General features: G+C 68.9%; 25 protein-coding genes. 21 read left to right on the plus strand and 4 right to left on the minus strand.

What is annotated here, in order from left to right:
• Positions 1-215 precede the first annotated feature (215 nt).
• The 11 genes from moaA (at position 216) to J3A72_RS12050 (ending at position 8063) form a co-directional block, all read left to right on the plus strand.
• The gene (gene moaA / locus J3A72_RS12000; RefSeq protein WP_075075749.1) at positions 216-1196 is read left to right on the plus strand and encodes a GTP 3',8-cyclase MoaA; all 981 of its coding nucleotides are present in this window, start codon (positions 216-218) and stop codon (positions 1194-1196) included.
• Positions 1197-1204: 8 nt separating this feature from the next.
• Complete coding sequence (gene moaCB / locus J3A72_RS12005; protein ID WP_075075750.1) at positions 1205-2203, plus strand: bifunctional molybdenum cofactor biosynthesis protein MoaC/MoaB; 999 nt, start codon at positions 1205-1207, stop codon at positions 2201-2203.
• A complete protein-coding gene (gene glp, locus J3A72_RS12010; protein WP_075075751.1) occupies positions 2200-3453 on the plus strand; it encodes a gephyrin-like molybdotransferase Glp in 1254 nt (417 codons plus the stop codon). The genes moaCB and glp overlap by 4 nt, the downstream gene beginning before the upstream one ends.
• Complete coding sequence (locus J3A72_RS12015; RefSeq protein ID WP_075075752.1) at positions 3453-3713, plus strand: MoaD/ThiS family protein; 261 nt, start codon at positions 3453-3455, stop codon at positions 3711-3713. Before glp ends, J3A72_RS12015 begins: the two co-directional genes overlap by 1 nt.
• A 3-nt stretch (positions 3714-3716) precedes the next feature.
• Positions 3717-4217, plus strand: a complete 501-nt coding sequence (locus tag J3A72_RS12020) for a molybdenum cofactor biosynthesis protein MoaE (protein ID WP_053494514.1) — start codon at positions 3717-3719, stop codon at positions 4215-4217.
• Entirely contained in the window at positions 4183-4749 is a 567-nt protein-coding gene (locus J3A72_RS12025) for a molybdenum cofactor guanylyltransferase (protein WP_075075753.1), read from the plus strand. The genes J3A72_RS12020 and J3A72_RS12025 overlap by 35 nt, the downstream gene beginning before the upstream one ends.
• Positions 4746-5111 (plus strand): hypothetical protein, encoded by a 366-nt coding sequence (locus J3A72_RS12030; RefSeq protein WP_014647390.1) that lies wholly within the window; start codon positions 4746-4748, stop codon positions 5109-5111. The genes J3A72_RS12025 and J3A72_RS12030 overlap by 4 nt, the downstream gene beginning before the upstream one ends.
• A 68-nt stretch (positions 5112-5179) precedes the next feature.
• Entirely contained in the window at positions 5180-5956 is a 777-nt protein-coding gene (locus J3A72_RS12035; RefSeq protein WP_075075754.1) for a helix-turn-helix domain-containing protein, read from the plus strand.
• A gap of 18 nt (positions 5957-5974) precedes the next feature.
• Positions 5975-6718 carry a molybdate ABC transporter substrate-binding protein gene (modA, locus tag J3A72_RS12040; RefSeq protein ID WP_046430996.1) on the plus strand — a complete coding sequence of 248 codons (744 nt, stop codon included), beginning with the start codon at positions 5975-5977 and terminating at the stop codon, positions 6716-6718.
• A gap of 3 nt (positions 6719-6721) precedes the next feature.
• Entirely contained in the window at positions 6722-7405 is a 684-nt protein-coding gene (modB, locus tag J3A72_RS12045) for a molybdate ABC transporter permease subunit (protein WP_075075755.1), read from the plus strand.
• Positions 7395-8063, plus strand: a complete 669-nt coding sequence (locus J3A72_RS12050) for an ATP-binding cassette domain-containing protein (protein WP_075075756.1) — start codon at positions 7395-7397, stop codon at positions 8061-8063. The genes modB and J3A72_RS12050 overlap by 11 nt, the downstream gene beginning before the upstream one ends.
• 93 nt (positions 8064-8156) lie before the next feature.
• Here the strand turns inward: J3A72_RS12050 and J3A72_RS12055 are convergent, their stop codons facing one another.
• Positions 8157-9686: a sulfite reductase flavoprotein subunit alpha gene (locus J3A72_RS12055; protein WP_075075757.1), complete on the minus strand. Its 1530-nt coding sequence runs from the start codon at positions 9684-9686 to the stop codon at positions 8157-8159.
• Positions 9683-10111, minus strand: coding sequence for a PAS sensor domain-containing protein (locus tag J3A72_RS12060; protein ID WP_005409905.1), 429 nt, complete (start codon positions 10109-10111; stop codon positions 9683-9685). The genes J3A72_RS12055 and J3A72_RS12060 overlap by 4 nt, the downstream gene beginning before the upstream one ends.
• Positions 10112-10552: 441 nt before the next feature.
• Between J3A72_RS12060 and glgA the strand changes: the two genes are divergently transcribed.
• From glgA to glgX, 7 genes are read left to right on the plus strand one after another with little or no spacing between them, the layout of a single operon-like run.
• On the plus strand, positions 10553-12079 hold the full coding sequence (gene glgA, locus J3A72_RS12065) for a glycogen synthase GlgA (protein WP_080469262.1): 1527 nt from the start codon (positions 10553-10555) through the stop codon (positions 12077-12079).
• Positions 12076-14310: a 1,4-alpha-glucan branching enzyme gene (locus tag J3A72_RS12070; protein WP_075075758.1), complete on the plus strand. Its 2235-nt coding sequence runs from the start codon at positions 12076-12078 to the stop codon at positions 14308-14310. Before glgA ends, J3A72_RS12070 begins: the two co-directional genes overlap by 4 nt.
• Entirely contained in the window at positions 14307-16025 is a 1719-nt protein-coding gene (gene treZ / locus J3A72_RS12075; protein ID WP_075075759.1) for a malto-oligosyltrehalose trehalohydrolase, read from the plus strand. The genes J3A72_RS12070 and treZ overlap by 4 nt, the downstream gene beginning before the upstream one ends.
• Complete coding sequence (locus tag J3A72_RS12080) at positions 16022-17866, plus strand: 4-alpha-glucanotransferase (protein WP_075075760.1); 1845 nt, start codon at positions 16022-16024, stop codon at positions 17864-17866. The genes treZ and J3A72_RS12080 overlap by 4 nt, the downstream gene beginning before the upstream one ends.
• Complete coding sequence (gene treY / locus J3A72_RS12085; protein WP_075075761.1) at positions 17863-20436, plus strand: malto-oligosyltrehalose synthase; 2574 nt, start codon at positions 17863-17865, stop codon at positions 20434-20436. The genes J3A72_RS12080 and treY overlap by 4 nt, the downstream gene beginning before the upstream one ends.
• Complete coding sequence (locus tag J3A72_RS12090; RefSeq protein ID WP_014647380.1) at positions 20405-20575, plus strand: DUF2934 domain-containing protein; 171 nt, start codon at positions 20405-20407, stop codon at positions 20573-20575. Before treY ends, J3A72_RS12090 begins: the two co-directional genes overlap by 32 nt.
• A complete protein-coding gene (gene glgX / locus J3A72_RS12095) occupies positions 20562-22682 on the plus strand; it encodes a glycogen debranching protein GlgX (RefSeq protein WP_075075762.1) in 2121 nt (706 codons plus the stop codon). Before J3A72_RS12090 ends, glgX begins: the two co-directional genes overlap by 14 nt.
• Before the next feature lie 52 nt (positions 22683-22734).
• Here the strand turns inward: glgX and J3A72_RS12100 are convergent, their stop codons facing one another.
• Positions 22735-23049, minus strand: a complete 315-nt coding sequence (locus tag J3A72_RS12100; protein ID WP_032959954.1) for an AzlD family protein — start codon at positions 23047-23049, stop codon at positions 22735-22737.
• The gene (locus tag J3A72_RS12105; RefSeq protein ID WP_049439472.1) at positions 23046-23777 is read right to left on the minus strand and encodes an AzlC family ABC transporter permease; all 732 of its coding nucleotides are present in this window, start codon (positions 23775-23777) and stop codon (positions 23046-23048) included. Before J3A72_RS12105 ends, J3A72_RS12100 begins: the two co-directional genes overlap by 4 nt.
• A gap of 128 nt (positions 23778-23905) precedes the next feature.
• On the opposite strand from J3A72_RS12105, the gene J3A72_RS12110 reads away from it, so the two are divergent.
• The 3 genes from J3A72_RS12110 to J3A72_RS12120 all read left to right on the plus strand — a co-directional run bounded on the left by J3A72_RS12110 (position 23906) and on the right by J3A72_RS12120 (position 26123).
• Positions 23906-24370 (plus strand): Lrp/AsnC family transcriptional regulator, encoded by a 465-nt coding sequence (locus J3A72_RS12110; protein WP_005413654.1) that lies wholly within the window; start codon positions 23906-23908, stop codon positions 24368-24370.
• Between the two features lie 525 nt (positions 24371-24895).
• Positions 24896-25576 carry a TonB-dependent receptor gene (locus tag J3A72_RS12115; RefSeq protein ID WP_075075764.1) on the plus strand — a complete coding sequence of 227 codons (681 nt, stop codon included), beginning with the start codon at positions 24896-24898 and terminating at the stop codon, positions 25574-25576.
• A 16-nt stretch (positions 25577-25592) separates the two neighbouring features.
• On the plus strand, positions 25593-26123 hold the full coding sequence (locus J3A72_RS12120) for a sigma-70 family RNA polymerase sigma factor (RefSeq protein WP_075075783.1): 531 nt from the start codon (positions 25593-25595) through the stop codon (positions 26121-26123).
• Positions 26124-26157: the final 34 nt, after the last annotated feature.

Consider the following 26157-nt stretch of genomic DNA (forward strand, 5'->3'; position numbering starts at 1 on the left):
GTAGTGATCCGCCCGCAGCGTGCAATCTGCGACAGGTGTCGAGGTTGTCACGGCGAACGGGACGGGCGCGGAGGGCCTATCGCGACAGGCGGTACCAATTCAGGCTGCGTGCCTCCCCGGTTGACGCTTTCAACGCCCCAGCGCACTCTGCGGGCTGGGGTCGACAACCCGTTCAGGGGCAGGGCTGCAGGGTGGTACCAGGAGGCGGAACAGCCATGAGCCAACTCACCGACAGCTTCGGACGCAGCTTTCCGTACCTGCGCTTGTCGCTCACCGAAGCCTGCAACTTCCGGTGCAGCTACTGCCTGCCCGACGGGTACCAGGCCGATGGCCACCCGCGTTTCCTGCAGGTGGAGGAGATCGGCCGCCTGGTGCGGGCCTTTGCGGCGCTGGGGATGAGCAAGATCCGCCTGACCGGTGGCGAGCCCAGCCTGCGCAAGGATCTGGACGAGATCATCGCCACCGTGGCGGCGGTGCCGGGCATCCGCAAGGTGGCCATCACCACCAATGGCACGCTGCTGCCGCGGCGCCTGCCGGGCTGGCACCGGGCCGGCCTGACCGCGCTGAACGTGAGCATGGACAGCCTGCAACGCGAGCGTTTCCACACCATCACCGGGCACGACCGCCTGCCGGAGATCCAGCAGGGCCTGGCCCTGGCGCAGGCGTTGGGCCTGCCGGCGATCAAGCTCAACGCGGTGCTGCTGCGGGGCCTGAACGACGACGAGCTGCCGCAGTGGATGGACTACCTGCGTGACCGCCCCTTCAGCGTGCGCTTCATCGAGCTGATGCGCACCGGCGACAACGAAGCCTATTTCCAGCGCTACCACCTGCGCGCCGACGTGGTGGTCGAGCAGCTGCTGGCCGCGGGCTGGCACGAGCGTCCGCGCGCGGCCGACGCCGGCCCGGCGCGCGAGTTCGGCCACCCCGACCATCGCGGCAGCATCGGCATCATCGCCCCGTATTCGCGTGACTTCTGCAAGGGCTGCAACCGCCTGCGGGTGACCGCCAAGGGCGACCTGCGGCTGTGCCTGTTCGGCGAGTTCGGCGTACCGCTGCGCCCGCTGCTGCAGCGCGATAAGGACCACGACGCGCTGCTGGCACGCATCACCACCCAGCTTGGCCTGAAAGCGGCCGGGCATGGACTGCACCAGGGCCAGACCGGGCTGACCCCGCACCTGGCCTCCATCGGAGGATGAGCAACACGATGAGTGGGGAATTGAACGCGGCCTTCCACATGGCCGATGTGCGCAACAAGCGCATCAGCCGCCGCCGTGCGGTGGCGGTGGGCGAGCTGCATGCCGGTCCAGTGGCCTATCCGCTGATTGTCGAGCGCCGCCTGCCCAAGGGCGATGCGCTGGTGATGGCCGAGATTGCCGGCCTGCAGGGCGCCAAGATGGCCTCGATGCTGATGCCGCTGTGCCACCCGCTGCCGCTGGAACTGGTGCAGGTGTTCTGCGCGCCGGTACCGGAACGGCAGGCGATCCGCGTGTGGTGCGAGTGCGCCAGCGAGGCGCGCACCGGCGTGGAGATGGAGGCACTGGCCGGCGTCAACGCGGCGCTGCTGACCCTGTACGACCTGAGCAAGCCGGTGGAGCCGGCGTTGCGCATCGAAGGCATCCGCCTGCTGTTCAAGGAGGGCGGCAAGCGCGGTGTCTGGCTGCACCCGGACGGCATGGACGAGGCCGAGCGTGAGCGGTTCAAGCCGCGTGCGCCGAAGGGCCTGGAAGGCGCGGCCTGCGCGGTGATCACGCTGAGCGATCGCGCCAGCGAAGGCACCTATGAGGATATCTCTGGACCGACCCTGGTGACCGGGCTGAAGAAGCTGGGTGGCGAGGTGGTGGTCACCGAAGTGCTGCCCGATGGCATCGAGCCGTTGGCCAGCCGCCTGCAGTCCTTGGCCGCCGAGGGCGTGCGCCTGTGCCTGTGTACCGGTGGTACCGGGCTGGGCCCGCGTGACCTGACCCCGGAGGCGCTGCGTTCGTTGAATGCGCGGCCGGTGCATGGCCTGGCGCAGATGGTGCGGGCACTGAGCGCACAGCACACGCCGATGGCCTGGCTGAGCCGCGCCGAGGTGGTGCAGCTGGGCAACATGCTGGTGTTTGCATTGCCGGGCAGCCCGAAGGCGGCGGCGCAGTGCCTGGACATCCTGGCGCCGGTACTGGGCCACGCCCTGGCGATGGTCGAGGGGGATGGCCACGCATGATCCCCTACAGCGATGCCTTGCAGCACCTGCTGGACGCGGCCAAGCCGCTGCCGGCCGAACGCCTGCCGCTGCACGAGGCCGCGGGCCGCACGCTGGCCCGTGACATCCACAGCGCACAGTCGCTGCCGCCGTTCGACAATTCGGCGATGGACGGCTTCGCGCTGCGCGCCAACGGCGCGACGTTCGAGGCCGGTACCGAATTCGGGGTGCAGGGCTGGCAGGCGGCGGGCGATGCCGGTGCCGACGGCGGCGAGGGTGCCTGGGAAATCATGACCGGTGCGCGCATGCCGGTTGGCCTGGATACGGTGGTGCCGGTCGAGAATGTGGAGATCCTCACCAGCGAAGATGGACGCCCGACCCGCATCGCCCTGAAGGCATCGGTGAAGCCGGGCCAGAACGTGCGCCTGTGCGGCGAAGATGTGAGCGACGGCGAGCGTGTGCTGCAGGCCGGGCAGGTGCTGGACATCAACGCGCGCACCTTGCTGCATGCGATCGGCGTGGGCGAGGTGGCGGTGGTGGCGCGGCCAAAGGCAGCGGTGATCGCCACCGGCAAGGAGCTGGTGACCGAGGCGGCGCAGGCGCTGGAATCCGGGCAGATCCGTGACAGCAACCGGCCATACCTGGTCGGCCGCCTGCAGGCCGCCGGTGCCGAGGTGGTCTGGCAGGGCACGGTGGGCGATGAGGTGGCCGCCTTCAATGCCGTACTGGATCAAGCGCTGGACGCGGGTGCGCAGCTGTTGATCAGCACCGGCGCGGTGTCGGCCGGCCGCTACGATTTCATTCCCGACGCGCTGCGCGGCCGCGGTGCGCGCATCGTGTTCCACAAGGTGGCGATCCGCCCTGGCAGGCCATTGCTGTTCGCGGTGCTGCCCAATGGCACGCTGTATTTCGGCCTGCCGGGCAACCCGGTGTCGGCTGCGGTGGGCCAGCGCTTCTTTGTCGAGCCGGTGCTGCGCCGCCTGCTGGGGCTGGCACCGGAGCAGGTGCTGATGTTGCCGCTGCAGGCCGACGTGCGCACGCCGCCGGGCCTGCGCTTCCATGCGCGGGCCCGGGTGGAAGTGGACGCGCAGGGCCGCCTGAGTGCGCGCGTGCTGGCAGGGCAGGAGTCGTTCCGTTTGATGTCCATGCTGCAGGCCAACGCCTGGGTGGTGCTGGACGGCGAGGGCGGTCTCGCCCCTGCCGGCACGCCAGTGCGCGTGCAGGGCTGGGGTCATCAGGACCCTGTGCAGCTGGCGAGCCAGGAGCCGTGATGAGACAGGTGAATCTGCAATTGTTCGGTGCGTTTTCCGATCTGGATGCCAGCCGCGAGATCGCCGTGGATGTAGCCGGTGGCACCGTGGCCGATCTGCGCCAGGCGCTGCGCGAGCTGCTGCCGCTGCGTTGGCCGGGTTTCCGTTCCGGCTTGCTGGATTACTCGGCATTCGCCGACCAGCAACGCGTGCTGCGCGACCACGAGGCGCTGCCCGACGATGGCCGGGTGGCGATCCTGCCGCCGGTGAGCGGGGGCTGAGCGATGAGCGAGACGATCATCGCCAAGGTCGTGGACCGCGCGCAGGCGGCAATCGATCCGGCCGAGGGCATCGCGGCGGTTTCCGATACGGGCTTCGGCGGCATCGACGTGTTCATCGGGAAGGTGCGCGACGTCAACGTGGGCCGGCGGGTGACCGGGATCACCTACGATCTGTTCGAACCGCTGGTGCTGAACGAATTCAAGCGCCTGGCCGCCGAGGTCGAAGCCACGTTCGGTCCGAAGCTGAAGCTGTATGTGGCGCATGCCAAGGGCCTGCTCGGCATCGGTGATGTGGCGGTGGTGGTGGCCGCCGGCAGCCCGCACCGTGACGAGGCGTTCCGCGCCTGCCGGCAGTTGATCGAGGTGGTCAAGCACCAGTGCCCGATCTGGAAGCAGGAGCATTACGAGGACGGCGACAGCGCGTGGAGCGAGGGTTGCAGCCTGTGCCATGCGGACGGCGAACCCGGCCATGACCATGCGCACGATCACGAACATCCCCATTGATGGCATCGTGCTGGCCGGCGGCCTGTCCAGCCGGATGGGCCGCGACAAGGCGCTGCTGCCCTGGCACGGCCGCACGCTGCTGGAACACATGCGCGGCCTGCTGCTGCAGGCCGGCGCCGGGAGGGTATGGGTGAGCGGCGACTACCCAGCTTTTGGTGGCATCCCGGACCGGGTCGCACGCTGCGGCCCGCTGGGCGGCCTCTACAGTGTGGCAATGCAGATGCCAGACGGCCCCGCCTGGGTGGTGCCGGTCGATACGCCGCGGGTGACACCCGCGCTGTTGCAGCGGCTGCAGGCCGATCAAGGGCGTGCCTGCACGGTATTCGACGATGAACCGTTGCCGATGCGGTTGCAGATCGATGATCATTGCCGCCGCGTGCTGCAGGCCTTGATCGATGATCCGACGGCGCGCCGTTCACTGCGCGCCCTGCAGGAACGCCTGGGCGTGACACGGATGCCACTGGCGCCGGAGGATCAGGCGTTGCTGCTCAACTGCAACACCCCGTCGGAATGGGAGTCCATCACAGCATGAAGGTCCAGCTGCAACAGCAATCGATGCGCCTGCGCGTGGATGAAGAAGAACTGGCAGGATTGCTGGCCGGCGAATCAGTGGAGAACCTGACGCGCTTTGGTGGCAGCGGTGGCTGGGGCGTGGCGCTGTCGCTGCATGCCGGCGATCAGGCGGTGCTGCTCGATGGCGGGACATTCTGCCGGTTGGTACTGCCTCGCCAGGCCGTTGAGTCGCTGGCGGGCAGGCTGCCCTGCCGGGATGGGCTGGGCTTCGGTATCGCGTTGGATGACGACAGCATGCTGCAGCTGCAGTTCGACGTGGACGTGCGCGACAGCATGCGGCAGCGTGGCCCCCAGCGGCGTTCCGAACCCGCGCCAGAGTAGGCGCACGTTGCGCAGGGCCGGGCGGTGCGCTGTCGTATGATGAGGGCCTTCGTTCCTGCCTCGCTGCAATGCCTCTGGACCCCTCCGCTCCCTCTGCGTCCCGGCCGGCCACGCCCAATCCGGCAGCAGCCGATGACGGAGACGCGCTGCACTTCTGCAGCACCTGTGCGTTCTCCGACGCCTGCATGTCGCAGGGCTACGACAAGACCGCGCTGGGCGAACTGCATGTGCTGGTCGACCACGTCGGCCCGTTCCAGGCCGGCGACTACCTGTTCCGTGCCGGCGATCCATTCGACTCGATCGCCGCGGTGCGTGCCGGCATGGTCAAGACGTTCGTCGATGACAGCCAGGGCAACGAGCAGGTGCTGGGTTTCAGCCTGCCGGGCGAGGTGATCGGGCTCAATGCCATCCACGGCGCGCGCTTCCCTTGCAACGCCGTGGCCTTGGACACCGTCTACCTGTGCCGGATCTCGTTTCCGCGATTGAGCCTGCTGGCCACGCGCATGCCGGGGTTGCAGGCGCGGCTGTTCAGCCTGCTCAGCGCCGAGATCGGCAAGGTCGCCACGCTGGCCGCCAACCATCGCACCGAGGAGCGCATGGCGGCGTTCCTGCTGGATCTTTCCGAGCGCTATGCCCGGCGCGGATTCTCCGCCACCCGTTTCAACCTGAGCATGGCCCGCACCGAGATCGCCAACTACCTGCGGATGGCGCCGGAGACGGTGAGCCGGGTACTGCGCCGCTTGAGCGACGACGGTGTGATTGCGGTGAACCAACGTGAGATGCTGTTGCTGGACCCGGACCGGCTGGCGGAACTGGCCGTAGCCCGGGACGCCGGACTGGACTGATCAGGCAGGGGGCTGGGCATGAAGCGAGCGGCATTGTTGTGGCTGGGCCTGCTGGCCACGGTACCGGCCTGGGCGGCCGACCTGACGGTGTCGGCGGCGTCGAGCCTGACCGAGAGCTTCCGCGAACTGGGTGCGGCCTATGAGAAGACGCACCCGGGAACCAGGGTCGATTTCAACTTCGCCGCCTCTGGCGTACTGCTGCAGCAGATCAGCCGCGGCGCGCCGGTGGATGTGTTCGCGTCGGCCGATGAAGCCACCATGGACCAGGCCCAGCAGCAGGACCTGCTGGCGGCCGGCAGCCGCGCGGTGTTCGCGGTGAACGCGCTGTGGGTGGTGGCGCCGCCGCAGGCCAGGGCCGCGCCGCGCAGCTTGAAGGACCTGGCCGGTGCCGGCGTGCAACGCATCGCACTGGGCAACCCGGACAGCGTGCCGGTCGGCCGCTATGCCAAGGGCGCGCTGGAAGCGGCCGGCCTGTGGCCGTCGGTGCAGGGCCGGATCATCACCACGCAGAACGTGCGCCAGTCGCTGGATTACGTGGCGCGCGGTGAAGTGGATGCCGGCTTCGTCTATGCCACTGACGCGCAGGCGATGCCGGACCGGGTACGCCGTGCCTTCGCGGTACCGGTGTCCGGGCGCATCGCCTATCCGCTGGCGGTGACCAGGGCCAGCGCGCAGCCGGCAGAGGCCAAGCGGTTTGTCGCCTTCGTGCGTTCGGCGCAGGGCCAGGCGATCCTGGCCCGGCACGGATTCGGCAAGCCCTGACGCATGGATCTGGACTGGAGTGCATTGGGATTGTCGCTGAAGGTGGCCGGCTGGGCCACCGCGGCCAACCTGATGCTGGGCGTGGCGCTGGGCGCGCTGCTGGCGCGTCGGCGCTTTCCCGGCCGTGAGCTGCTGGATTCGCTGTTGACCCTGCCGATGGTGCTGCCACCAACGGTGCTGGGGTACTACCTGCTGGTGCTGATCGGTCGCCACGGCCCGATCGGCGCGTGGCTGCAGTCGTGGTTCGGCATCAACCTGGTGTTTACCTGGCAGGCCGCGGTGATCGCGGCGGCGGTGGCTTCGCTGCCGCTGGTGTTCAAGCCGGCACGCGCGGCGTTCGAGGAAGTGGACGGACAGCTGGAGCAGGCCGCGCGGACGCTGGGTGTGTCCGAAGCGGCGGTGTTCTTCCGCGTCACGCTGCCGCTGGCCTGGCGCGGCATTCTTGCCGGCCTGTTGCTGGCGTTTGCACGCGCGATGGGTGAATTCGGCGCGACGTTGATGGTGGCCGGCAGCATTCCGGGCCGGACGCAGACGTTGTCGATCGCCATCTACGAGGCGGTGCAGGCCGGTCAGGACGGCAAGGCCAATGCGCTGGTGATCCTGACCTCGGTGGTCTGCATCGTGATCCTGTTGCTGGCTGCGCGGTTGGTGGGCGGACGTCGCCGGGAGCTGCGTGATGTGGCTTGACCTGCAGGTGCAGCGTCGCCTGCAGGCGGCCGGCCAGGATTTCGTGTTGGACGTATCGCTGCAGTGCACGCAGCGGCAGGTGGTGCTGTTCGGACCCTCCGGCGCCGGCAAGAGCCTGACCCTGAAGGCGGTGGCCGGGCTGCTGCGGCCGGGCCAGGGCCATGTGCGCCTGCAGGGGCAGACCCTGTTCGACGCGGCCACCGCTGTGGATCTGCCGCCGCAGCGCCGCCGGCTGGGCTACGTGTTCCAGGATTACGCGTTGTTCCCGCACCTGAGCGTGCGCCAGAACGTGGCGTTCGGGCTGCAGGAGGGGTGGTTGAATCCGCGGATCGGCCAGCGCTTCGACGCGGTGGAACAATGGTTGCACGCCTTCCGCATCGACGCGGTGGGCGATCTGCTGCCATCACAGATTTCCGGCGGACAGCGCCAGCGTACCGCGCTGGCGCGCGCGCTGGTGACACAGCCGCAGGCGCTGCTGCTGGATGAACCGTTTTCCGCGCTGGACCACGACCTGCGCCAGCACCTGCGCCAGGAGCTGGAGACCGTGCTGGACAGGACCGGCATTCCGCTGCTGTTGATCAGCCATGACCCGCAGGATGTGGCCATGTTCGGCCAGCAGGTGGCGCGCGTGGTGGACGGCCGCATTGTCGACGGTTGACGTGCACCTGTAGAGCCGAGCCCATGCTCGGCTGCTCTGCGCGACAACGCCAACAGCAGCCGAGCGTGGGCTCGGCTCTACAGGATCAACGGATCAGTACAATTCACAGTGCGTGCGGCCTTCATTGCGCAGCGTGTCCCAGTGGCCTTCGCCACCGATGGCATCGATGGCCTCGCGCACCGCGCTTTCCAGGTGGCGCTTGTTGCCGCACAGGTACAGATGCCCACCGCGGGCCAGCACATCGCGCACTTCATCGCCGCGCTGCTGCAGCACATGCTGCACATAGATCTTTTCGGCGCCATCGCGCGAGAACGCGGTATGCAGGCCGGCCAGCACGCCACGCGTGCGCCAGTCCAGCAGCTGGTCACGGTACAGGTAGTCGTGCTGGCGGTGCTTCTCGCCAAACACCAGGTGCACCTCGCGTTCGCAGCCGTTGGCCTGCAGCTCCTGCATCAGGCCCATCAGCGGTGCGATGCCGGTGCCGGTACCGACCAGCAGCAGCGGTGCCTCGCCGGTATCGGACAGGTGGAAGCCGGGGTTGGAGCGGCAGTACACACGGGCATGGTCGCCTCCATGCAGCAGGCTGCCGGTGGCAGTGCCGAAGCGTTCGCGGCCGCGCAGGGTGTAGCGCACTTCGCGCAGGCACAGGCTCAGCTGGTCGTCGCACGGGTGCGAGGCGATCGAATAGGCACGTGGCAGCCGCGGTGACAGCAGTTCGCGCAGCCGGGCAAGCGGCACGCTGTCCGGCGTGGCGTGGTCCTGCAGCACGTCCAGCAGGTCCAGGCCCTGCAGGTAGGCGTCCAGCTCGCGCTTCTGGCTGACCTTCAGCAGGCCCGTCAGTGCCTCACTACCGCCCAGCCGTGCCAGTTCGCGCAGCACACCCTTGCTCAGCAGGCGCAGCTCGCGGTCATGCAGGGCGGCCACGGCGGTGGTGTCGCCGTACCAGGTGGCCAATGCCTGCAGCAGGGCAGGATCGTTCTCGGGTACTACGTGCAGGGTGTCGCCCGCGCGATAGGCCATGCCACTGCCGGCAATGTCCAGTTGCAGGTGCCACGCGGCGGGGTCGCTGCTGTTCAAGCGGCGTCGTTCGAGGATGCGCGCGGCAAAGGCGTTGTCTTCGCCATAGGCGGTGACCTGCAGGTGCAGGTCCTGGCCAGCGCTGAGGTCACCCTCCAGCACCTGGCCCAGCACCGGCTGCCATTGCTGGAAGAACTGCTCGTAGCCCAGATCGGCGTCCACCCGATGCAGCAGCGGCTGGGCCTGGCGCTCGCTCAATGCAGCATCCAGCGCCTTGGTGAAGCCGCAGAAGCTGGGGTAGCCGGTGTCACCAAGGCCGAACACCGCATAGCGCAGGCCGCGCAGCGTCGGGGTCTGGCGCAGTGTTTCGAAGAACTGCTCGCCATTGGCCGGCGGTTCGCCATCGCCGAACGAGCTGGAGATTGCCAGCAGCACATCGCCGTGGCCGAGACTGGCCACATCGATGTCGTTGAACGGGAGTACCTGCGGCCCGTGCAGCTGCAGGCCCGCGCCCAGGCGCTGGGCCAGGGCGCGGGCGTTGCCCGACTCGGACGCAAAACCCACCAGCAGGCGGCTGAAGGGCGTACTGGTCGGGAGAGCGTTCACGCGGCCTCGTAGAAGTCGTCGAACTTTTCCTTGCTGAACTCGACCAGGTCGTAGTTCTGCATCAGGTCGTTCACCACGCGGCGGATGCTGATGTACGAGGTGATGTTGCCGTCGGCGTCGAACAGCGGCTGCACGGTGGTGTCGACCACGTAGAGCACGCCGCCTTTGCCAAGGTTGGGCACGATGCCGGTCCAGGTCTTGCCGGCCTTGATGGTGTCCCACATGTCCTTGTAGACGGCCTTGGGCACGTCCGGGTGGCGCACGATGCTGTGCGGCTGGCCGATCAGTTCCTCGCGGGCGAAGCCGGTGAGCGTGCAGAACAGGTCATTGGCGTAGGTGATGTTGCCCTGCAGGTCGGTGGTGGAGATCACCATGACGTTCTGCATGGCGTTCAGCAGCTGGGCGTTGTCGGGGGTGTAGCTCATCGCAGGGTCCTTGTGGATGCCGGCAGTGCCGGCGTGTTCGGGTCCTGCATAGAAATACGCCCGCGCGGCGGCGGGCGGTTTGACATTGGTCAAGCGCGTCGCTCGATGGCCTGCGACCGGGTGTCGCAGGAAGAATCTCTGTAGAGCCGAGCCCATGCTCGGCTCACGGGGCAAACGGGATTGCCGGCAGCCGGGCGCGGGCTCGGCTCTACATGAGAGACACGGGCAGGAGGCGGGCGCCTGTCATGTGTACTGAGCTCATGACGCCTTGTCACAAAGAAATCGCCATGGCTTCACGGTTGATTGATCGCATGGAGGGCTATTGTCGTCCTGAGCCTCTCGCTGACGTCCCCCACGTCCTGCGTCGACTTCCTTCCCAGCACCAGCGCCCGTCCGGGCGCCGCTGGCGTCTGTCTGCCTGAAGCATCCGAGATCATCCCCATGGCCCGCGCCGCCCAGTCCGCTTCACCCGTTGCGATCTCTCCGCTCACGCCCGTGCCGATCGGCACTCGCCGCGGCCACTCGCAACCGTTGGATCTCCCAGAACTGGTGCAGCGCGTGCTGTTCGTCGCCACCGAGATGGCCGACTTCATCAAGGCCGGCGGACTGGGCGATGTGGCCGCGGCGTTGCCGCGTGCGGTGCGCGGTGCATGTGATTCGCGCGTGCTGCTGCCCGGCTACCCCGAGGTTCTGCAGCGCCTGCCACAGCTGCGACCGGTGGGGCGGGTCAGCGCCCGAGCCGGGTTGCCCGCGTGCACGATCGGCATGGCGGTGCAGGCCGACGGCCTTCCTATCTACGTGCTGCTGTCGCCTGGGCTGTACGAGCGCGAGGGCTCGCCCTACGTGGATGGGCAGGGACAGGAGTGGAAAGACAACGCGGTCCGCTTCGCCACGCTTTCGCATGCGGCTGCGGAGATTGCGGCCGGGCGCGCCGGGCTGGACTGGACGCCGCAGCTGCTGCACCTGAATGACTGGCCGGTGGCCATGGCTGCCGCCTACGTACGCTGGGACCGGACAGCCGTGCCGACCCTGCTGACCATCCACAACCTGGCCTATCAGGGGCTGTTTCCCTACGCGCTTGCGCCGGTGCTGGGCGTGCCGGCCGAACACCTGGATGAACTGCACTTCCACGGGCAGATGTCGTTCCTGCAGGGCGGCATCACCAATGCCACGCGGCTGAACACGGTCAGCCTGCGCTACGCGCAGCAGATCACCGCCCCGGATGACGGCTGCGGGCTGCATGACCTGTTGGCGCGCCGGGCGGCCGGCGGACACCTGAGTGGCATCGTCAACGGCATCGACGCCAGCTGGGATCCACGCCGCGACATCCACCTCAAGGCCCATTTCGGCATCGGCGAATGGACCGGGCGCGCCACCAACGCGCATGCGGTGCGCAAGGCGTTCGGGCTGGCGCCGTCGACCGGCCCGCTGTTCGCGGTGGTCTCCCGCTTGGTGCACCAGAAAGGCCTGGACATCACCTGCGATGTGGCACCGCAGATCGTGGCGGCCGGCGGCCAGCTGGTCATCATCGGCGGCGGCGAGCCGCAGGTGGAAGCGCAGGTGCAGGCGCTGGCCCGGCGCTACCCCGGACGGGTGGGCGCATTCATCGGCTTCGAAGAGGCGCTGGCCCGCCAGATGTTTGCCGGCGCCGACTTCCTGCTGATGCCTTCACGCTTCGAACCCTGCGGGCTGAGCCAGATGTACGCGCAGCGCTTCGGCTGCCTGCCCATCGCACACGCGACCGGCGGGCTGGTGGATACCGTCGAGGATGGCGTGACCGGATTCCTGTTCCACGGCGCCAATGCCGATGGCCTGCGCCGCTGCGTGGAACGGGCGATGCGCACCTTCCGCCTGCCCGGCCTGCTGCAGGCCATGCGCCGCGCCGCCATGCTGCGGCCGGGTGGCTGGGATGCGGCCGGTCGCGCGTATCTGGCCCTGTACCAGCAGACCTGCCAGGTGGCCGCATGAGCCACGACAGCCTGCATCTGGCCGCCCTGGAGGATGAAGCGATCACGGAGACGGGATTGGATCAGCGTATCGCCCCGGCGCTGCAGGACCTCGTCCACGCGCGCCCGGCCGATGCATTCGCCTGGCTGGGCCCGCATCGCCAGCCAGAAGGCGGACGCCAGCTGCGCGTGCTGGTGCCGCATGCGCAGCGCGTCGAGGTGATTGCAGACGATGGGCGGCGCTGGAACCTGTCCCCTGGCCCGTTGCCCGGCCTGTTCGAGGGCGCGGCCGGTGACGCGGCGATACCGCTGCTTGCCCTGCATTTCGAACAGGGCGTGGAGCAGGTGCACGATGCCTATGCGTTCGGTCCACTGTTGGACGAAGCCCTGCTGCAGCGGTTCCATGCCGGTGATGCCGATGCGGCGCGGCAGCTGGGTGCGGTGCCGATGCAGGTGCAGGGCATTGCGGGCGTGCGCTTCGCGGTGTGGGCGCCCAATGCCCAGCGGGTCGCCGTGGTTGGCGATTTCAACGGGTGGGACGGCCGACGCCATCCGATGCGGCTGCGTCACACCGCCGGCGTGTGGGAGCTGTTCCTGCCGGGCGTGCAGGCCGGTGCCCGCTACAAATTCCGCATCGTCGGCGCCGACGGCCGGGTGATGCCCGACAAGTTCGATCCGATGGCGCGCTGGGCCGAGCTGCCACCGGCGACCGCATCGCGGGTGCCTTCGGCTGGGCAAATGGAGTGGCACGATGATGCTTGGTTGGCGGCCCGCCGCCTGGCCGGAACCTGCGCACCGCTGTCGATCTACGAAGTGCATGCGGGTTCCTGGCAGCGCAGCGACGATGGTGCGCCGCTGGACTGGGATGCCCTGGCCGACCGGTTGATTCCGTACGTGGCCGGTCTTGGCTTCACCCATATCGAGCTGTTGCCGGTGAGCGAGCATCCCTTCGGCGGTTCCTGGGGCTATCAGCCGCTGGGGATCTACGCGCCGACGGCACGCCATGGCACGCCACAGGCCTTCGCACGCTTCGTGGACCGCTGTCACCAGGCCGGCGTGGGAGTGATCGTGGACTGGGTGAGCGCGCACTTCCCCAACGATGCGCATGGCCTGGCCGGGTTCGATGGCACAGCGCTGTACGAGCATGCCGACCCGCGCGAAGGGGTGCACGCCGACTGGGACACGCTGATCTACAACTACGGCCGCAACGAAGTGGCCGCCTACCTGATCGGCAGTGCGTTGGAGTGGGTGGAGCGCTTCCATGTCGACGGTCTGCGCGTGGACGCCGTAGCGTCGATGCTGTACCGGGATTACAGCCGTGCCGAGGGGGAGTGGGTACCCAACGAGCAGGGCGGGCGCGAGAACCTGCAGGCGGTCGCTTTCCTGCGGCGGATGAACCAGACGCTGCGGGAGCGCTTCCCGGACGTGCTGGTGATCGCCGAGGAATCCACCGCGTGGCCGGGGGTGACAGCGCCGGTGGAGGAGGGCGGGCTTGGCTTCACCCACAAGTGGAACATGGGCTGGATGCACGACACCCTGCAGTACCTGGGGCGCGATCCGGTCCATCGTTCGCATCACCACAGCCAGATCAGCTTCGGCCTGGTCTACGCCTTCTCCGAACGGTTCGTGCTGCCGCTGTCCCACGACGAGGTGGTGCATGGCAAGGGCGCGCTGCTGGCCAAGATGGCGGGCGAGCCGGCACAGCGGCTGGCCCAGCTGCGCGCGTATTACGGCTTCATGTGGGCGCACCCGGGCAGCAAACTGCTGTTCATGGGCGGCGAGTTCGGCCAGGGCCATGAGTGGTCGCACGATGCGGCACTGGACTGGGCACGGGCGGCCAGCAACGAGGGCCAGGGCCTGTCGCGCCTGGTGGGCGACCTCAATAACGTGCTCCGCGCCGAACCGGCGTTGCATCGCGACGAACGCGACGAACGCGGCTTCGACTGGAGCGTGGCGGACGACAGTCGCAACAGCGTCTACGCCTTCATCCGCCGGGATCCTGCCGGCAGCGGCCGCACCCTGCTGGTGGTGAGCAACTTCACTCCGGTGCGTCGCGACGGCTACCGGGTCGGGGTGCCGCAACCGGGGCGCTGGAGCGAACGGCTCAACACCGACAGCGCGTATTACGGTGGCGGCAATGCGGGAAACCTCGGCGCAGTGCATACCGAGCCGAGGCCGATGCACGGCCACGCGCAGTCGCTGCGGCTCACGCTGCCGCCGCTGTCCACGCTGTACCTGCAGGTTGATGCATGACCACAGTTGCCCCGCGCCTGGGCGCTTGGCCGGTGGCCGGTGACGGGGTGGAGTTCCGCGTGTGGGCACCGGACGCAAGAACGATGGCGCTGTGCCTGCAAGGCACCCAGCGGCCGATGCAGCGCGACCCGGACGGCTGCCACTGGCTGCGAATACCGGCATCGCATGGCGACCGCTACCGGTTCCGCCTGCCTTCTGGCCAGGACGTGCCCGACCCGGCCTCGCGCTGGCAGCCGGACGGCATCGACGGCGACAGCGCGGTGGTGCTGGATACGGAGGCAGCGCGGCCTGCCTGGCAGGGGCATGCCTGGCAGGACCTGGTGATCTATGAGGTGCATATCGAGGCCGGGGGCGGCTTCGCGGCGTTGACCGCGCAACTGCCGATGCTGGCCGCGCTGGGCATCACCGCCATTGAACTGATGCCGGTCGCGCAGTTTCCCGGCCAGCGCAACTGGGGCTACGACGGCGTGTTCCCGTATGCGCCGGCCCATGCCTATGGCGGGCCGGCAGCGCTGAGGGCCTTCATCGAAGCGGCGCACGATGCAGGGCTGTCGGTGCTGCTGGATGTGGTCTACAACCACTTCGGACCACAGGGCAACCACCTGCGCGACTACGCGCGCGGGTTCTTCCGTGACGACCGCAGCACGCCGTGGGGCGAGGCCATCGACTTCTGCCAGCCCTGGGTGCGGCGCTTTTTCATCGACAACGCGCTGATGTGGTTGCGCGACTACGGCTTCGATGGCCTGCGCCTGGACGCGGTGCACGCCATTGACGATGACCGTTTCCTGCAGCAGCTGGCCGATGAGGTACGTGCGGTGGCCCCGCACGCGCACCTGGTGCTGGAGAACGAGCGCAACCAGGCGCGGTGGCTGCGCGGCGCCTACCAGGGGCAGTGGAACGATGACTTCCACAATGCGCTGCACGTGATGCTGACCGGCGAGCAGGAAGGCTATTACGCGGCCTATGCCGGTCGCGCCGAAGCACTGCTGGCGCGCTGCCTGGCCGAGGGATTCGCGTGGCAGGGTGAACCGGACCTGCGCGGCAATCCCCGCGGCGAACCCAGCGCCGACCTGTCGCCCGCGCGTTTTGTGGTATTCGCGCAGAACCATGACCAGGTGGGCAACCGCGCTTTCGGCGAGCGCCTGTCGATGCTGACCGATCCTGCGCCGCTGCGCGCGGCGCTGGCGCTGACCCTGCTGACGCCGATGATCCCGCTGCTGTTCATGGGCGAGCCGTGGCAGGCGCAATCGCCGTTCCTGTTCTTCACCGACTACGGGCCGCCGCTGGACGAGGCGGTGCGCGAAGGGCGTCGCCGTGAGTTCGCTGGTTTCAGCGCCTTTGCCGACGCCGCCGCGCGCGCGCGTATTCCGGACCCGAACGATGCGGCGACCCTGCAGGCGTCGTACACGCCGCCGCCCGGCGATGATCCCTGGTCGCAGCACTGGCTGCGCTGCACGGGTGAGTTCCTCGGCCTGCGCAGGCGCTATCTGCAGCCGGGCCTGCTGCAGGCGCGGTCGCTGGGCGCGCGCGTGCTGGGCCAAGGCGCGGTGCAGGCGGGCTGGCAGTTGCCATCGGGCCAATGGTGGATCGCGATCAACGTGGGCCCTGTGCCGGTGGCGCATGCGGTGCCGGCCGGCGAGTGCGTCGTGGGGCCGGACGCTGCCGGGATGCTGCCGGCAGGCGGCGGCGTGCTGGCCTGCTGGGTCGCCGCATGAATACGGATGCAGCGGTGCGGGAGACGGCCCGCCGTGCGGGCCTGCTGGTCCGCTGGACCGACGTGGCCGGTGCCGCGCGCGAGGTCGCGCCGGACGTGCTGCGCGCCGTGCTGGAGGGGCTGCAGTGCGAGGCGGTGCCCGAGCACGCTGGCCTGCGCACGGCCTGCTGCGGACAGCTGCTGGTGATGCCGGAGGCAGCCGGCGCAGCGTGCTGGGTGGATGCGCAGGGCGCAGCGTTGCCCGCTCGTGCCGATGCGCAGGGCCGCTGGCGCGTGCCGGACCAGCCGGGTTACTGGCAGTGGCGCCGGGGCGACCAGCAACAGGCGGTTGCGGTGGCGCCACAGCGTGCCTGGTGGCCGCGGGGCACGCTGCGCGGCTGGGGCCTGTCGGCGCAGGTCTACAGCCTGCGCGCACCCGGTGATGCCGGCATCGGTGACAGTGCCGGCTGTGCACGATGGAGCGAGCTGCTGCACCGACACGGCGGCGACGCACTGGCGTTGAGCCCGCTGCACGCGGGCATGCCACCGGGCCCAGGCTACAGCCCCTATTCGCCCAGCGACCGGCGCTGGCTCGACTCGCTGCAGGTCTCCCTGCCGCAGGTATTGCCCGATGCCGCCAACAGCGTGCTGGGCGGGGACGAGGCGCTGGCGGCGGCGGTGGAAGCGGGGACTGCCGCACGTCGCATCGACTGGCCGCACTCGGCGGCAGTGAAGTGGCGCTGGATACGGCAGGTTCGCCAATGGGTTGCAGCGCAGGCACCGTCGCAGCACGCGCAGATCGAAACCTGGCGTGCCATGCAGGGCGATCCGCTGCGGCACTATTGCCAGCATGCCGCCGACCGGTTCACCGGCAGCGCGGACGACCATGCGTTTGCGCAGTGGTTGGCACAGCAGGGCTGGGCGCAGGTACACGCCACGCTGCGCGACGAGGGCGCTTCGATCGGGTTGATTGCCGACCTGGCCGTGGGCTGCGCGCCGCAGGGCGTGGAGGCACGCACCGGGGGTGCTGATCTGCTGCAGGGACTTGAGCTGGGGGCGCCGCCGGACGCGTTCAATCCGCTCGGCCAGGCCTGGGGCATCACCAGCTGGTCACCGATGGCGTTGCAGCGCGAGGGCTTCGCACCCTACCTTCGCGTGCTGCGCGCCGTGATGGCCGGCCGCGGCGGGCTTCGCATCGATCACATCCTGGGCCTGCTGCGGCTGTGGGTGTTGCCCCGTGGCGCGGACGCCGGGCAGGGCGTGTACCTGCGCTATCCGTTCGATGATCTGATCAACCTGCTGGTGCTGGAGTCCTGGCGGCATCGCTGCGTGCTGATCGGCGAAGACCTGGGCGTGGTTCCGCCGGGCATGCGCCAGCGGCTGGCAGCCCGGGGCATTCTGGGCATCGAGGTGCTGCCGTTTGCCCGCAACGGCGCGCGCTTCCTGCCGGCGCCGCAGTGGCGCCGCGATGCAGTGGCCATGCCCTCCACCCATGACCTGCCACCGCTGGCCGGTTGGCTGCGCGGGCGTGACCTGCGCTGGCGCGCACGCCTGGGTGAGCTGGCGGATCTGCCAGCGGCACTGCGCGCGCGCGCCAGCGACGCGCAGGCACTGTCTGCGGTGGTTGGCGGCGAGGGCGCGCCGCTGGACGCCAGGGCGTTGTCTCTGGTCGCCCACGCGGCGTCCCGGCTGGCGTTGCTGCCGCTGGAAGACGCGCTGGGCGGTCGCGCACAGGTGAACCTGCCAGGCACCGTCGGCGGCCATCCCAACTGGCGCCGCCGCCTGCCGCCGACGTGGGATGCTGACGCGGCCGATGCGCGCGTGGCGCGCCTGAGTGCCACGCGCCGCAGGGCCGGGCAATGACGGGGTTGCGTGCCACCGCGCGCCTGCAGCTGCACGCAGGCTTCGACCTCGGGGCGGCTGCCGCGCAGGTGCCGTACTACGCCGCGCTGGGCGTCAGCCACCTTTACCTGTCACCGATCGCTGCGGCGGTGCCCGGGTCGACGCATGGCTACGATGGCATCGACCCGGCTCGCATCAATCCGGAACTGGGCGGTGAAGCGGGCTTCCGGCAGCTGGCGGAAGTGACGCGCGCGCACGGCATGGGCCTGATCCTGGACATCGTGCCCAACCATCTGGCGGCGTCCCCGCACAGCCAGTGGTGGAGCGATGTGCTGATGCACGGGCCTCGAAGCCCGCACGCAGCATGGTTTGACATCGACTGGGAGGCGCCGGGCTGCGAGGGCCGGCTCTGGCTGCCGGTACTGGACCGGCCGTTGCACGACGCGGTACGCGACGGCGTGGTGCGCGTGGTGGTGGACAACGCGCGGCCCGTGCTGCGCCACCATGGCCTGGCATTGCCGTTGTCGCCGCGCAGCCATCCGCTGGAACCCGCGCAGTGGCCGGCGTGGGCCGAACGCTGCAACCGCAGCGTTGAACGGTTGCACACGCTGCTGCAGCGGCAGCACTACCGTCTGGCCTGGTGGCGCACGGCCGGCGATCAGGTCAACTACCGGCGCTTTTTCGATATCAACGAACTGGCCGCGCTGCGGGTGGAGCGCGAGGATGTGTTCGAGGCAGTGCATGCGCTGCCGCTGCGGCTGGTACGCGAGGGATGGGTGGACGGCCTGCGCATCGACCACGTGGATGGCCTGTCCTGCCCGGGCGCGTACCTGCAGCGCCTGCGTGAATCGCTCGACGCCGCCTGCGCGGCCGGCGGTCGTGACCCGCAGACCGTCAGCCTGCATGTGGAGAAGATACTGGCCGAGGGCGAGCAGCTGCCCGACGGCTGGGCCTGCGACGGCACCACCGGCTATGACTTCATGGACCAGGCCGGTGCCTGGTTGCACGATCCGGCGGCTGCACCCGCGCTCTCGCGCACGTGGCAGGCGCTGGGCGGTGACCCGCGCAGCTTCGACCGGATCCAGCAGGACGCCCGCGCCATGTTGCTGCGCCAGGGCCTTCATGCCGACTTCCAGCGGCTGCTGCGCAGCGCGCAGCAGGTCCTGCAGCCGCGGATGGCCGAAGCCGATATCGGAGTGGCTGCGCTGGCCCGCGCATTGGCTTCCGTGCTGGGGCATTACCGCACCTACCGGCCCTATTCGCTGCAGGGGGCGGGTGAACGAAAGGCGCTGGCGGACGCTTCCGCCGCAGCGCGCCAGGCACTGGACGGTGCCGCACGCGCGGCGCTGGACCTGTTGCTGGCAGCGCTTGCCGGCGAGGCGCAGGCCGAGCGCGTGCTGCGTGCGCGTTTCGGTCAACTGGCCGCGCCGTTGAATGCCAAGTCGGTGGAAGACACCGGCTTCTATCGCTATTTCAGGCTGCTCTCGCGCAACGACGTCGGCAGTGATCCGCAGCGGCTGGGCATGGAGGGGCGCGCGCTGCTGGAACACGCCGCCGCGCGCTTGCGTCGCCATCCCAGGGCGTTGCTTGCGCTTGCGACCCACGATCACAAGCGCGGCGCCGACAGCCGGGCAAGGCTGGCGGTTCTCAGTACCTGCACGTTCGAATGGCGGGACGCTGTGCGGCGCTGGAACCGGATGTTGACCCGCGCCGGCGCGCCGATGCCATTGCCGGGTGCCGAGGCCTACGCACTGTGGCAGGCGCTCGTGGCCGCATGGCCGATGCACGGTGCCCCTGGCGCCGACTTCGCCTCGAGGATGGTGCAATGGCTGACCAAGGCATTGCGCGAGGGCAAGCGGGTCAGCAGCTGGTCAGACCCGGATGTGGCCGTGGAGGAGGCCGCCGCGCAGTGGCTGCACGCGCTGCTGGACGCAGCGCCCTTGCAGCCGGTGCGCGAGGCGCTGGCGACGTTCGTGGCGCGCATCGCGCCGGCCGGCGCCTGCAACGGCCTGGCGCAGCTGTGCCTGCAGCACTGCCTGCCCGGCGTGCCCGACCTCTACCAGGGCGGCGAAGGCTGGGACCTGAGCCTGGTGGACCCGGACAACCGGCGTGCCGTGGACTATCCAGCGCGGCAGGCGTGGCTGCGCGATACGCGCGGGTGGCCCGCGCTGCTGGAAGACTGGCGGGACGGTGGCATCAAGGCATTCCTGCTGCGGCAATTGCTGGAGTGCCGCCGCAGGCACCCGCACCTGTTCCTGCATGGCCAGTTGCAGCCGCTGTCCGCGCCTGCGCGCTCGCCGTGGCTGGCGTTCACGCGCAGGCATCAGGCGCAGGTGCTGCTGGTGATCGTGCGGCGGGGTTCGCCCGCCGCCGTGCCTGGGCCCAGCCTGCACGCCGCGCACGACGTCGGCACCGGCGTAGCACTGCACGGTGTGCCGACAGGCCCCATGCGCAACCTCCTGGACGGGCGCATCGAACATTTCAACGCAACCGCGGACGTGGGCAGGCTTCTGGCTGGCAGCCCGCTGGCGATATGGATCAACGAGGAGACAGGTAGGGATGGACAGCAGGGAACGACGGCAGCGGATTGAGGCATTGGCCCACCAGATCTGGGAAGCGGAGGGGCGCCCGGACGATCAGCAGCAGCGGCACTGGCACATGGCCGAGCGCCTGGTGGAGGCCGAGATTGCCGCGGCGCGCGGCGAGGAGGGCACCGATGGCCAGCCGTAAGTGGACGCAGACCTCGCGCGTGCGCGAAGGCCGGCCGTTCCCGCTGGGCGCGACGTGGGACGGGCTGGGCGTGAACTTTGCGCTGTACTCGCGGCATGCCACCCGGGTGGAGCTGTGCCTGTTCGATGCGCGCAACCGTGAAGTCGAGCGCATCGTCCTGCCTGAGTACACCAACGAGATCTGGCACGGCTACCTGCCGGACGTGCGGCCCGGGCAACGTTATGGCTATCGGGTGCATGGCCCGTATGCGCCGGAGGAGGGGCATCGCTTCAATCCCAACAAACTGTTGCTGGACCCCTACGCCAAGCAGATCGTCGGCGAGCTGAAGTGGGCGCCGCACCTGTTCGGCTACACCCTGGGCCACCGCGATGGCGATCTCAGTTTCGACCGCCGCGACAGCGCCAGCTACATGCCACGCTGCGCGGTGATCGATCCGGCCTTCAGCTGGGGTGTCGAACGTGCACCCGCAACGCCCTGGGACCGGACCGTGATCTACGAAGCGCACGTGCGCGGACTGACCATGCAGCACCCCGATGTTCCGCAGGCCGAGCGCGGCACCTTCTCTGCCCTGCGCCACGACGCGGTGGTCGACCACCTCAGCCATCTGGGGGTGACCGCCATCGAGCTGCTGCCGGTGCATGCCTACGTGGATGACCAGCAGCTGCTCGAACGCGGGCTGCGCAACTACTGGGGGTACAACACCATCGGCTTCTTCGCGCCGCAGCCACGCTACCTCTCGCTGGGCACCGTGGCCGAGTTCAAGCAGATGGTCGCGCGGCTGCACAGTGCCGGCATCGAAGTGATCCTGGACGTGGTCTACAACCACACCGCCGAAGGCAATGAGCTGGGCCCTACGCTGTCCTTCAAGGGCATCGACAATGCCAGCTACTACCGCCTGGCCGATGATCGCCGCTATTACATCAACGATACCGGCACCGGCAACACGTTCGACCTGACCAATGCCGGCGCGCTGCGCATGGTGATGGACTCGCTGCGCTACTGGGTGACCGAGATGCGGGTGGATGGGTTCCGTTTCGACCTGGCCACCATCCTTGGCCGCGAGCGGCATGGCTTCGATGCCTCGGGCAGTTTCCTTGATGCGGTACGCCAGGACCCGGTCCTGAGCCAGGTGAAGCTGATTGCCGAGCCATGGGACATCGGCCCGGGCGGCTATCAACTGGGCCAGTTCCCGCCGGGCTGGGCGGAATGGAACGACCGCTTCCGCGATACGGTGCGCGCGCTCTGGCGCGGCGATGGCGGCCAGTTGCCGGAATTCGCCACGCGCTTCACCGGCTCGGCCGACCTGTTCGAACATCATGGCAGGCGGCCCTCGGCCAGCATCAACCTGGTGACGGCGCACGATGGGTTCACCCTGCACGATCTGGTGAGCTACAACGATCGCCACAACGAGGCCAACGGCGAAGACAACCGCGATGGCCACTCGCACAACCTCTCCAGCAACCACGGTGTGGAGGGCGACACCGATGATGCGGCGATCCTCTCGTTGCGTGCGCGGCAGATGCGCAACCTGCTGGCCACGCTGCTGCTCGCGCAGGGCACGCCGATGCTGCTGGCCGGCGATGAGTTCGGCCATTCGCAGCAGGGCAACAACAACGCCTACTGCCAGGACAACCCGCTGAGCTGGATCGACTGGGAGCGTGCGGCATCGCCGGCTGCACAGGCGCAGGTGGGGTTCGTACGCCGGGCGCTGTCGCTGCGCCGACGCTATGGCCTGCTGCGCAGGAACCGGTTCCTGCGCGGCGAATACGATGAAGCGCTGGGCCTGCGCGATATCGACTGGCGGCATCCTGACGGCCGCAGCATGGAGGAAGCGGACTGGCATGACGCAGGGCTGCGTGCGCTGCTGATCGTGCTGGACGGCCGCAGCCCGGACAGCGGCCTGCGCGAGCCCGGGCGGCATGTCAGCCTGGCCTTGCTGTTGAACGCCGGGGACCAGCCGCAGCGGTTCAGTGTGTCGGATGAAGCCTTGTCGTTCCGGCGCGTACTCCTGCAGACCGACGAAACGCCGTTGGAGCCGGATGAGGCAGGTGCCTGGACCCTGCCGCCGCGCAGCCTGTGCCTGCTGGCGGCAAGCAGCAGCGCGTGATTGCACTGCTGCGCCACTACGGACCGCCGGGCATTGCCCGGCGGTCCGGTAGCTACCCCATCAGATAGCGCAACACACCCGCAGAGACCACGCCGATCAGCACCGTCGGCAGCATCGACAGCCGCGTGGCGGCCAGCAGGGTGATCGCCAGCGCGGCCAGGTCGGCGGGCTTGTCGGCGACGAAATCCGGAGCGATCACCGAGATCAGCACGCAGCCCGGGGCGGCTTCCATCACCGTCACCGCGCGCTTGCCCAGCGTGCGGTTGCGCAGGGCGAGGAAGCCGACGATGCGGGTCAGGTAGGTGGCGGCGGCCATCAGCACGATGGTCAGCACCGAGGACCAGTGGATCAGGCCGTTGAAGATCATGCTGCGTCCTCCGCCAGCAGCCAGGCGGCGGCCAGGCCGGCCAATGCGCCGCTGGCCACGTACCACGCACCCGGGATCAGCAGATAGGTGGCGGCGGCCACGACCAGGCTGACCAGCCACGGGCGCGCGGCCTTCATGCCCTGCCACATGCCGCGCAGCAGCACCAGGAACACGGCGGGGAAGGCCATGTCGAAGCCGTAGGCGTGGATGTCGCCCAGCAGCGGCCCGACGATCGCACCCAGCGCGGTGCAGGCCACCCAGACGGTGTAGAGGCCCGCGGAGACGCCCAGGTAATAGGCCAGGCTGAAGCCGAGCGCACGGCGGCGCGCATCGGCCACGCCCATCGCCCAGCTTTCGTCACACATGAAGAACAACGCCGGCAGCACCCGGCGGCGCGGCAGGTGCTGCAGCAGTGGGGCCAGGCTGGCGCCCATCAGCAGATGGCGGCTGTTGACCAGTGCGGTGATCGCCACGATCAGTGCGATGTGCGGTGGCGAGGTCCACAGTTCGACGGCGGCGAACTCCGAGCCGCCAGCGAAGTTGAGGCCCGTCATCAGTGGCACTTCCAGTGCGCTCAGGCCTTTCTGGGCGGCCTGCGCGCCGAGCACCAGGGCGAAGGGAATGAAACCGATCATCACCGGCACGGCGGCGCGCAGGCCGCGCAGGAATTCGGCACGCGGCGCGGTATCGCAGGTGTCGGGCAGGGGGAGGGTGGTACGGGCGTCCATGGAACGGCACAACGAGGTGGGGGGTGGCCCATGCTAGCGGTCCGATCGCGAAATCGGGTTGCGTTGATGCCACTGGATTCTGGATGATTGATATTTCATGCGGCCAAAAGTGACAAGGGCGAAATCCCATGCAGTATCAGCTCGACAACCTCGATCGGCGTATCCTCGACGCCCTGCAGCGCGACGGCCGCCTGCAGAACCTGGAGCTTGCCCGGCTGGTCGGGCTGTCGCCGTCGGCCTGCCTGCGTCGGGTGCGGCTGCTGGAGGAAGGCGGCTACATCGACCGCTACGTGGCCTTGTTGAACGAGGCCAAGGTGGGCCGTGGCTTCACGGTATTCGTCCGCGTGTGGCTGCGCGGGCAGGACGAGGACACAACCAATCACTTCATCAACAGCATCAAGTCTTTCCCGGAAGTGCTTGAATGCCATCTGATGGCCGGTGACTGCGATTTCCTGCTGCGGGTGGCGGTGGCCGACCTTGATGCCTACCGGCAGTTCCAGATGCAGCACCTGAACCGGATCGCCGGGGTGCAGAACACCAAGACCGAGATTCCGATGCAGCGGATCAAGCAGACGACCCAGCTGCCGCTGTGAAGGGCGGGGGTTTGCGGCCGGGTTGCACCCGGCGCCCGCGGGTAGTGCCGGCCGCTGGCCGGCAACCCCAGAAGCAACAGCCGAAGCAACAGCGTGCATTCCGTTGGATGGCGGGGTGGGTCCGGTTGCAGGGGACGCCGTAAACCCTTCCATGGGGGCTTGGCCGCGGCATCCATGCCGCGGACACCCCTGCAACCAGACCCACCCCGCCTTCGACAGTTCCCCGCAATCTGCCGGAACGGCATGAACTGCTCCTGGTGGGTGTCGACCTTGGTCGACACGTTTGGGCCGGCACGGGGTCGGATCCCGTTGCTGCGCAACGGGCTCTGACCCCAGGCGTGGATGAGGTGGTCCGTTCGATTTATTGATTCCTGATGGGTGACTGGCTTCACGTCGGCTGTAGGCGGCGGTCATCGCAATGACATGTGGCCCCGGTACGGTTTGAGCCCGCTTGCGGGTCGCGCGCGGGCCGGGTGCTGGTCCTGGTGCGCGTCCACTGCAGCTGCTGTCGCTGCCGAGGGTCATGTGTTCTACGTCAGGGGGCTGAATGGACACCATGCGGTCAGAACTTGGAAGGTGGCCATCGTCGCGTGGCTGCTGCTGTCCTTTGCCGCTGCCGGGCAGGACGGAGTTCATGCCTACGACATCCCTGCGCAGCCGCTGGAACAGGCGGTCGAGCGCTTCAGCGTCATCAGCGGGTGGTCGGTGATGTACCCGGGCGACCTTGCCGCCGGGCGCAGCAGCTATCCGCTGCACGCCAACCTGCCGCCGCTGCCGGCACTGCAGGTGCTGTTGCAGGACTCCGGTATCGAGGCCGAGGTGATCGGCGAGCAGCGTGTGGTGCTGCGCCGGGGCACGCCCTTGGCGACCGGCCCCGATGTTGGTGCTGAACTCCCTGAGGCCGAGCGTCGGCGTCGCTACGGTGGCCTGCAGCAGCGCCTGCGTGCGGCGTTCTGTGACGACCCGGAGATCGCGCCCGGCCGCTACGCCGCGACGCTGCGCTTCCGCATCGACAGTGCGGGCCGGGTGAGCGAGCCCGAGCTGCTGTCCGGCAGTGGTAGTGCCCGCCGCGATGCACGCCTGCTGCAGGCGCTGCAGGGCCTGGTGCTGGCGACCGAGGCCGCCGCGCTGGCGCAGCCGGTGACCCTGCAGATCCGTCCTTCCGGCACCGACCACGACTGTGGCCGGCGCGCGCCCCTTCCATGACTTCAAGGATTCGAACATGAGCAACGGTGCGGCTGGCGCAGTTGACCTGATGGACCACCTTCTGGGGGCCTACGACGAGCTGAAACGCCGGTTGGTGCGCAAGCTGGGATCGGAGGAGCTGGCCGGTGACGCGCTGCAGGACACCTGGATGCGCCTGAGTGCGCGCCGTGACCGCCTGGACGCCGTGCAGAACCCTGCGGCCTACCTGCTGCGCATGGCGATGAATACCGTGATCGACCGCCAACGTGCCGACCATCGCCTGCTGAGCCTGGAAGAGGTGGAGACGCTGATGGACATGGCCGACCCGGCACCGGGGCCGGCGCAGGCGGCCGAACTGGACTTCGCGCTGGAGGACATGGTGGGCCTGCTGCAGCGCATGCCCGAGCGGCGTCGCCGCATCCTGCTGGCAATCCGCGTCGATGGCCTGCAGCAGCGTGACGTCGCCGATCACCTCGGCGTGTCGCTGCGGCTGGTGCAGCGTGAGCTGAAGGCGGCCCAGGACTACCTGGCCGAGCGCAGCGGGCAGGGGCGCCAGGTGCGGTTCTGAGCGGCGGCATCCGTCTACACTTTGACGCCGAGCA

The sequence above is a fragment of the Stenotrophomonas sp. PvP093 genome, from assembly GCF_017876915.1.
In the GTDB taxonomy this organism is placed as follows: Bacteria; Pseudomonadota; Gammaproteobacteria; order Xanthomonadales; family Xanthomonadaceae; genus Stenotrophomonas; species Stenotrophomonas muris.

Bases quoted from the DNA above. Each gene is read 5' to 3' on its own strand.
- moaA (WP_075075749.1), top strand. From the start codon at position 216: ATGAGCCAACTCACCGACAGCTTCGGACGCAGCTTTCCGTACCTGCGC.
- moaCB (WP_075075750.1), top strand. From the start codon at position 1,205: ATGAGTGGGGAATTGAACGCGGCCTTCCACATGGCCGATGTGCGCAAC.
- glp (WP_075075751.1), top strand. From the start codon at position 2,200: ATGATCCCCTACAGCGATGCCTTGCAGCACCTGCTGGACGCGGCCAAG.
- J3A72_RS12015 (WP_075075752.1), top strand. From the start codon at position 3,453: ATGAGACAGGTGAATCTGCAATTGTTCGGTGCGTTTTCCGATCTGGAT.
- J3A72_RS12020 (WP_053494514.1), top strand. From the start codon at position 3,717: ATGAGCGAGACGATCATCGCCAAGGTCGTGGACCGCGCGCAGGCGGCA.
- J3A72_RS12025 (WP_075075753.1), top strand. From the start codon at position 4,183: ATGACCATGCGCACGATCACGAACATCCCCATTGATGGCATCGTGCTG.
- J3A72_RS12030 (WP_014647390.1), top strand. From the start codon at position 4,746: ATGAAGGTCCAGCTGCAACAGCAATCGATGCGCCTGCGCGTGGATGAA.
- J3A72_RS12035 (WP_075075754.1), top strand. From the start codon at position 5,180: ATGCCTCTGGACCCCTCCGCTCCCTCTGCGTCCCGGCCGGCCACGCCC.
- modA (WP_046430996.1), top strand. From the start codon at position 5,975: ATGAAGCGAGCGGCATTGTTGTGGCTGGGCCTGCTGGCCACGGTACCG.
- modB (WP_075075755.1), top strand. From the start codon at position 6,722: ATGGATCTGGACTGGAGTGCATTGGGATTGTCGCTGAAGGTGGCCGGC.
- J3A72_RS12050 (WP_075075756.1), top strand. From the start codon at position 7,395: ATGTGGCTTGACCTGCAGGTGCAGCGTCGCCTGCAGGCGGCCGGCCAG.
- J3A72_RS12060 (WP_005409905.1), bottom strand. From the start codon at position 10,111: ATGAGCTACACCCCCGACAACGCCCAGCTGCTGAACGCCATGCAGAAC.
- glgA (WP_080469262.1), top strand. From the start codon at position 10,553: ATGGCCCGCGCCGCCCAGTCCGCTTCACCCGTTGCGATCTCTCCGCTC.
- J3A72_RS12070 (WP_075075758.1), top strand. From the start codon at position 12,076: ATGAGCCACGACAGCCTGCATCTGGCCGCCCTGGAGGATGAAGCGATC.
- treZ (WP_075075759.1), top strand. From the start codon at position 14,307: ATGACCACAGTTGCCCCGCGCCTGGGCGCTTGGCCGGTGGCCGGTGAC.
- J3A72_RS12080 (WP_075075760.1), top strand. From the start codon at position 16,022: ATGAATACGGATGCAGCGGTGCGGGAGACGGCCCGCCGTGCGGGCCTG.
- treY (WP_075075761.1), top strand. From the start codon at position 17,863: ATGACGGGGTTGCGTGCCACCGCGCGCCTGCAGCTGCACGCAGGCTTC.
- J3A72_RS12090 (WP_014647380.1), top strand. From the start codon at position 20,405: ATGGACAGCAGGGAACGACGGCAGCGGATTGAGGCATTGGCCCACCAG.
- glgX (WP_075075762.1), top strand. From the start codon at position 20,562: ATGGCCAGCCGTAAGTGGACGCAGACCTCGCGCGTGCGCGAAGGCCGG.
- J3A72_RS12100 (WP_032959954.1), bottom strand. From the start codon at position 23,049: ATGATCTTCAACGGCCTGATCCACTGGTCCTCGGTGCTGACCATCGTG.
- J3A72_RS12105 (WP_049439472.1), bottom strand. From the start codon at position 23,777: ATGGACGCCCGTACCACCCTCCCCCTGCCCGACACCTGCGATACCGCG.
- J3A72_RS12110 (WP_005413654.1), top strand. From the start codon at position 23,906: ATGCAGTATCAGCTCGACAACCTCGATCGGCGTATCCTCGACGCCCTG.
- J3A72_RS12120 (WP_075075783.1), top strand. From the start codon at position 25,593: ATGAGCAACGGTGCGGCTGGCGCAGTTGACCTGATGGACCACCTTCTG.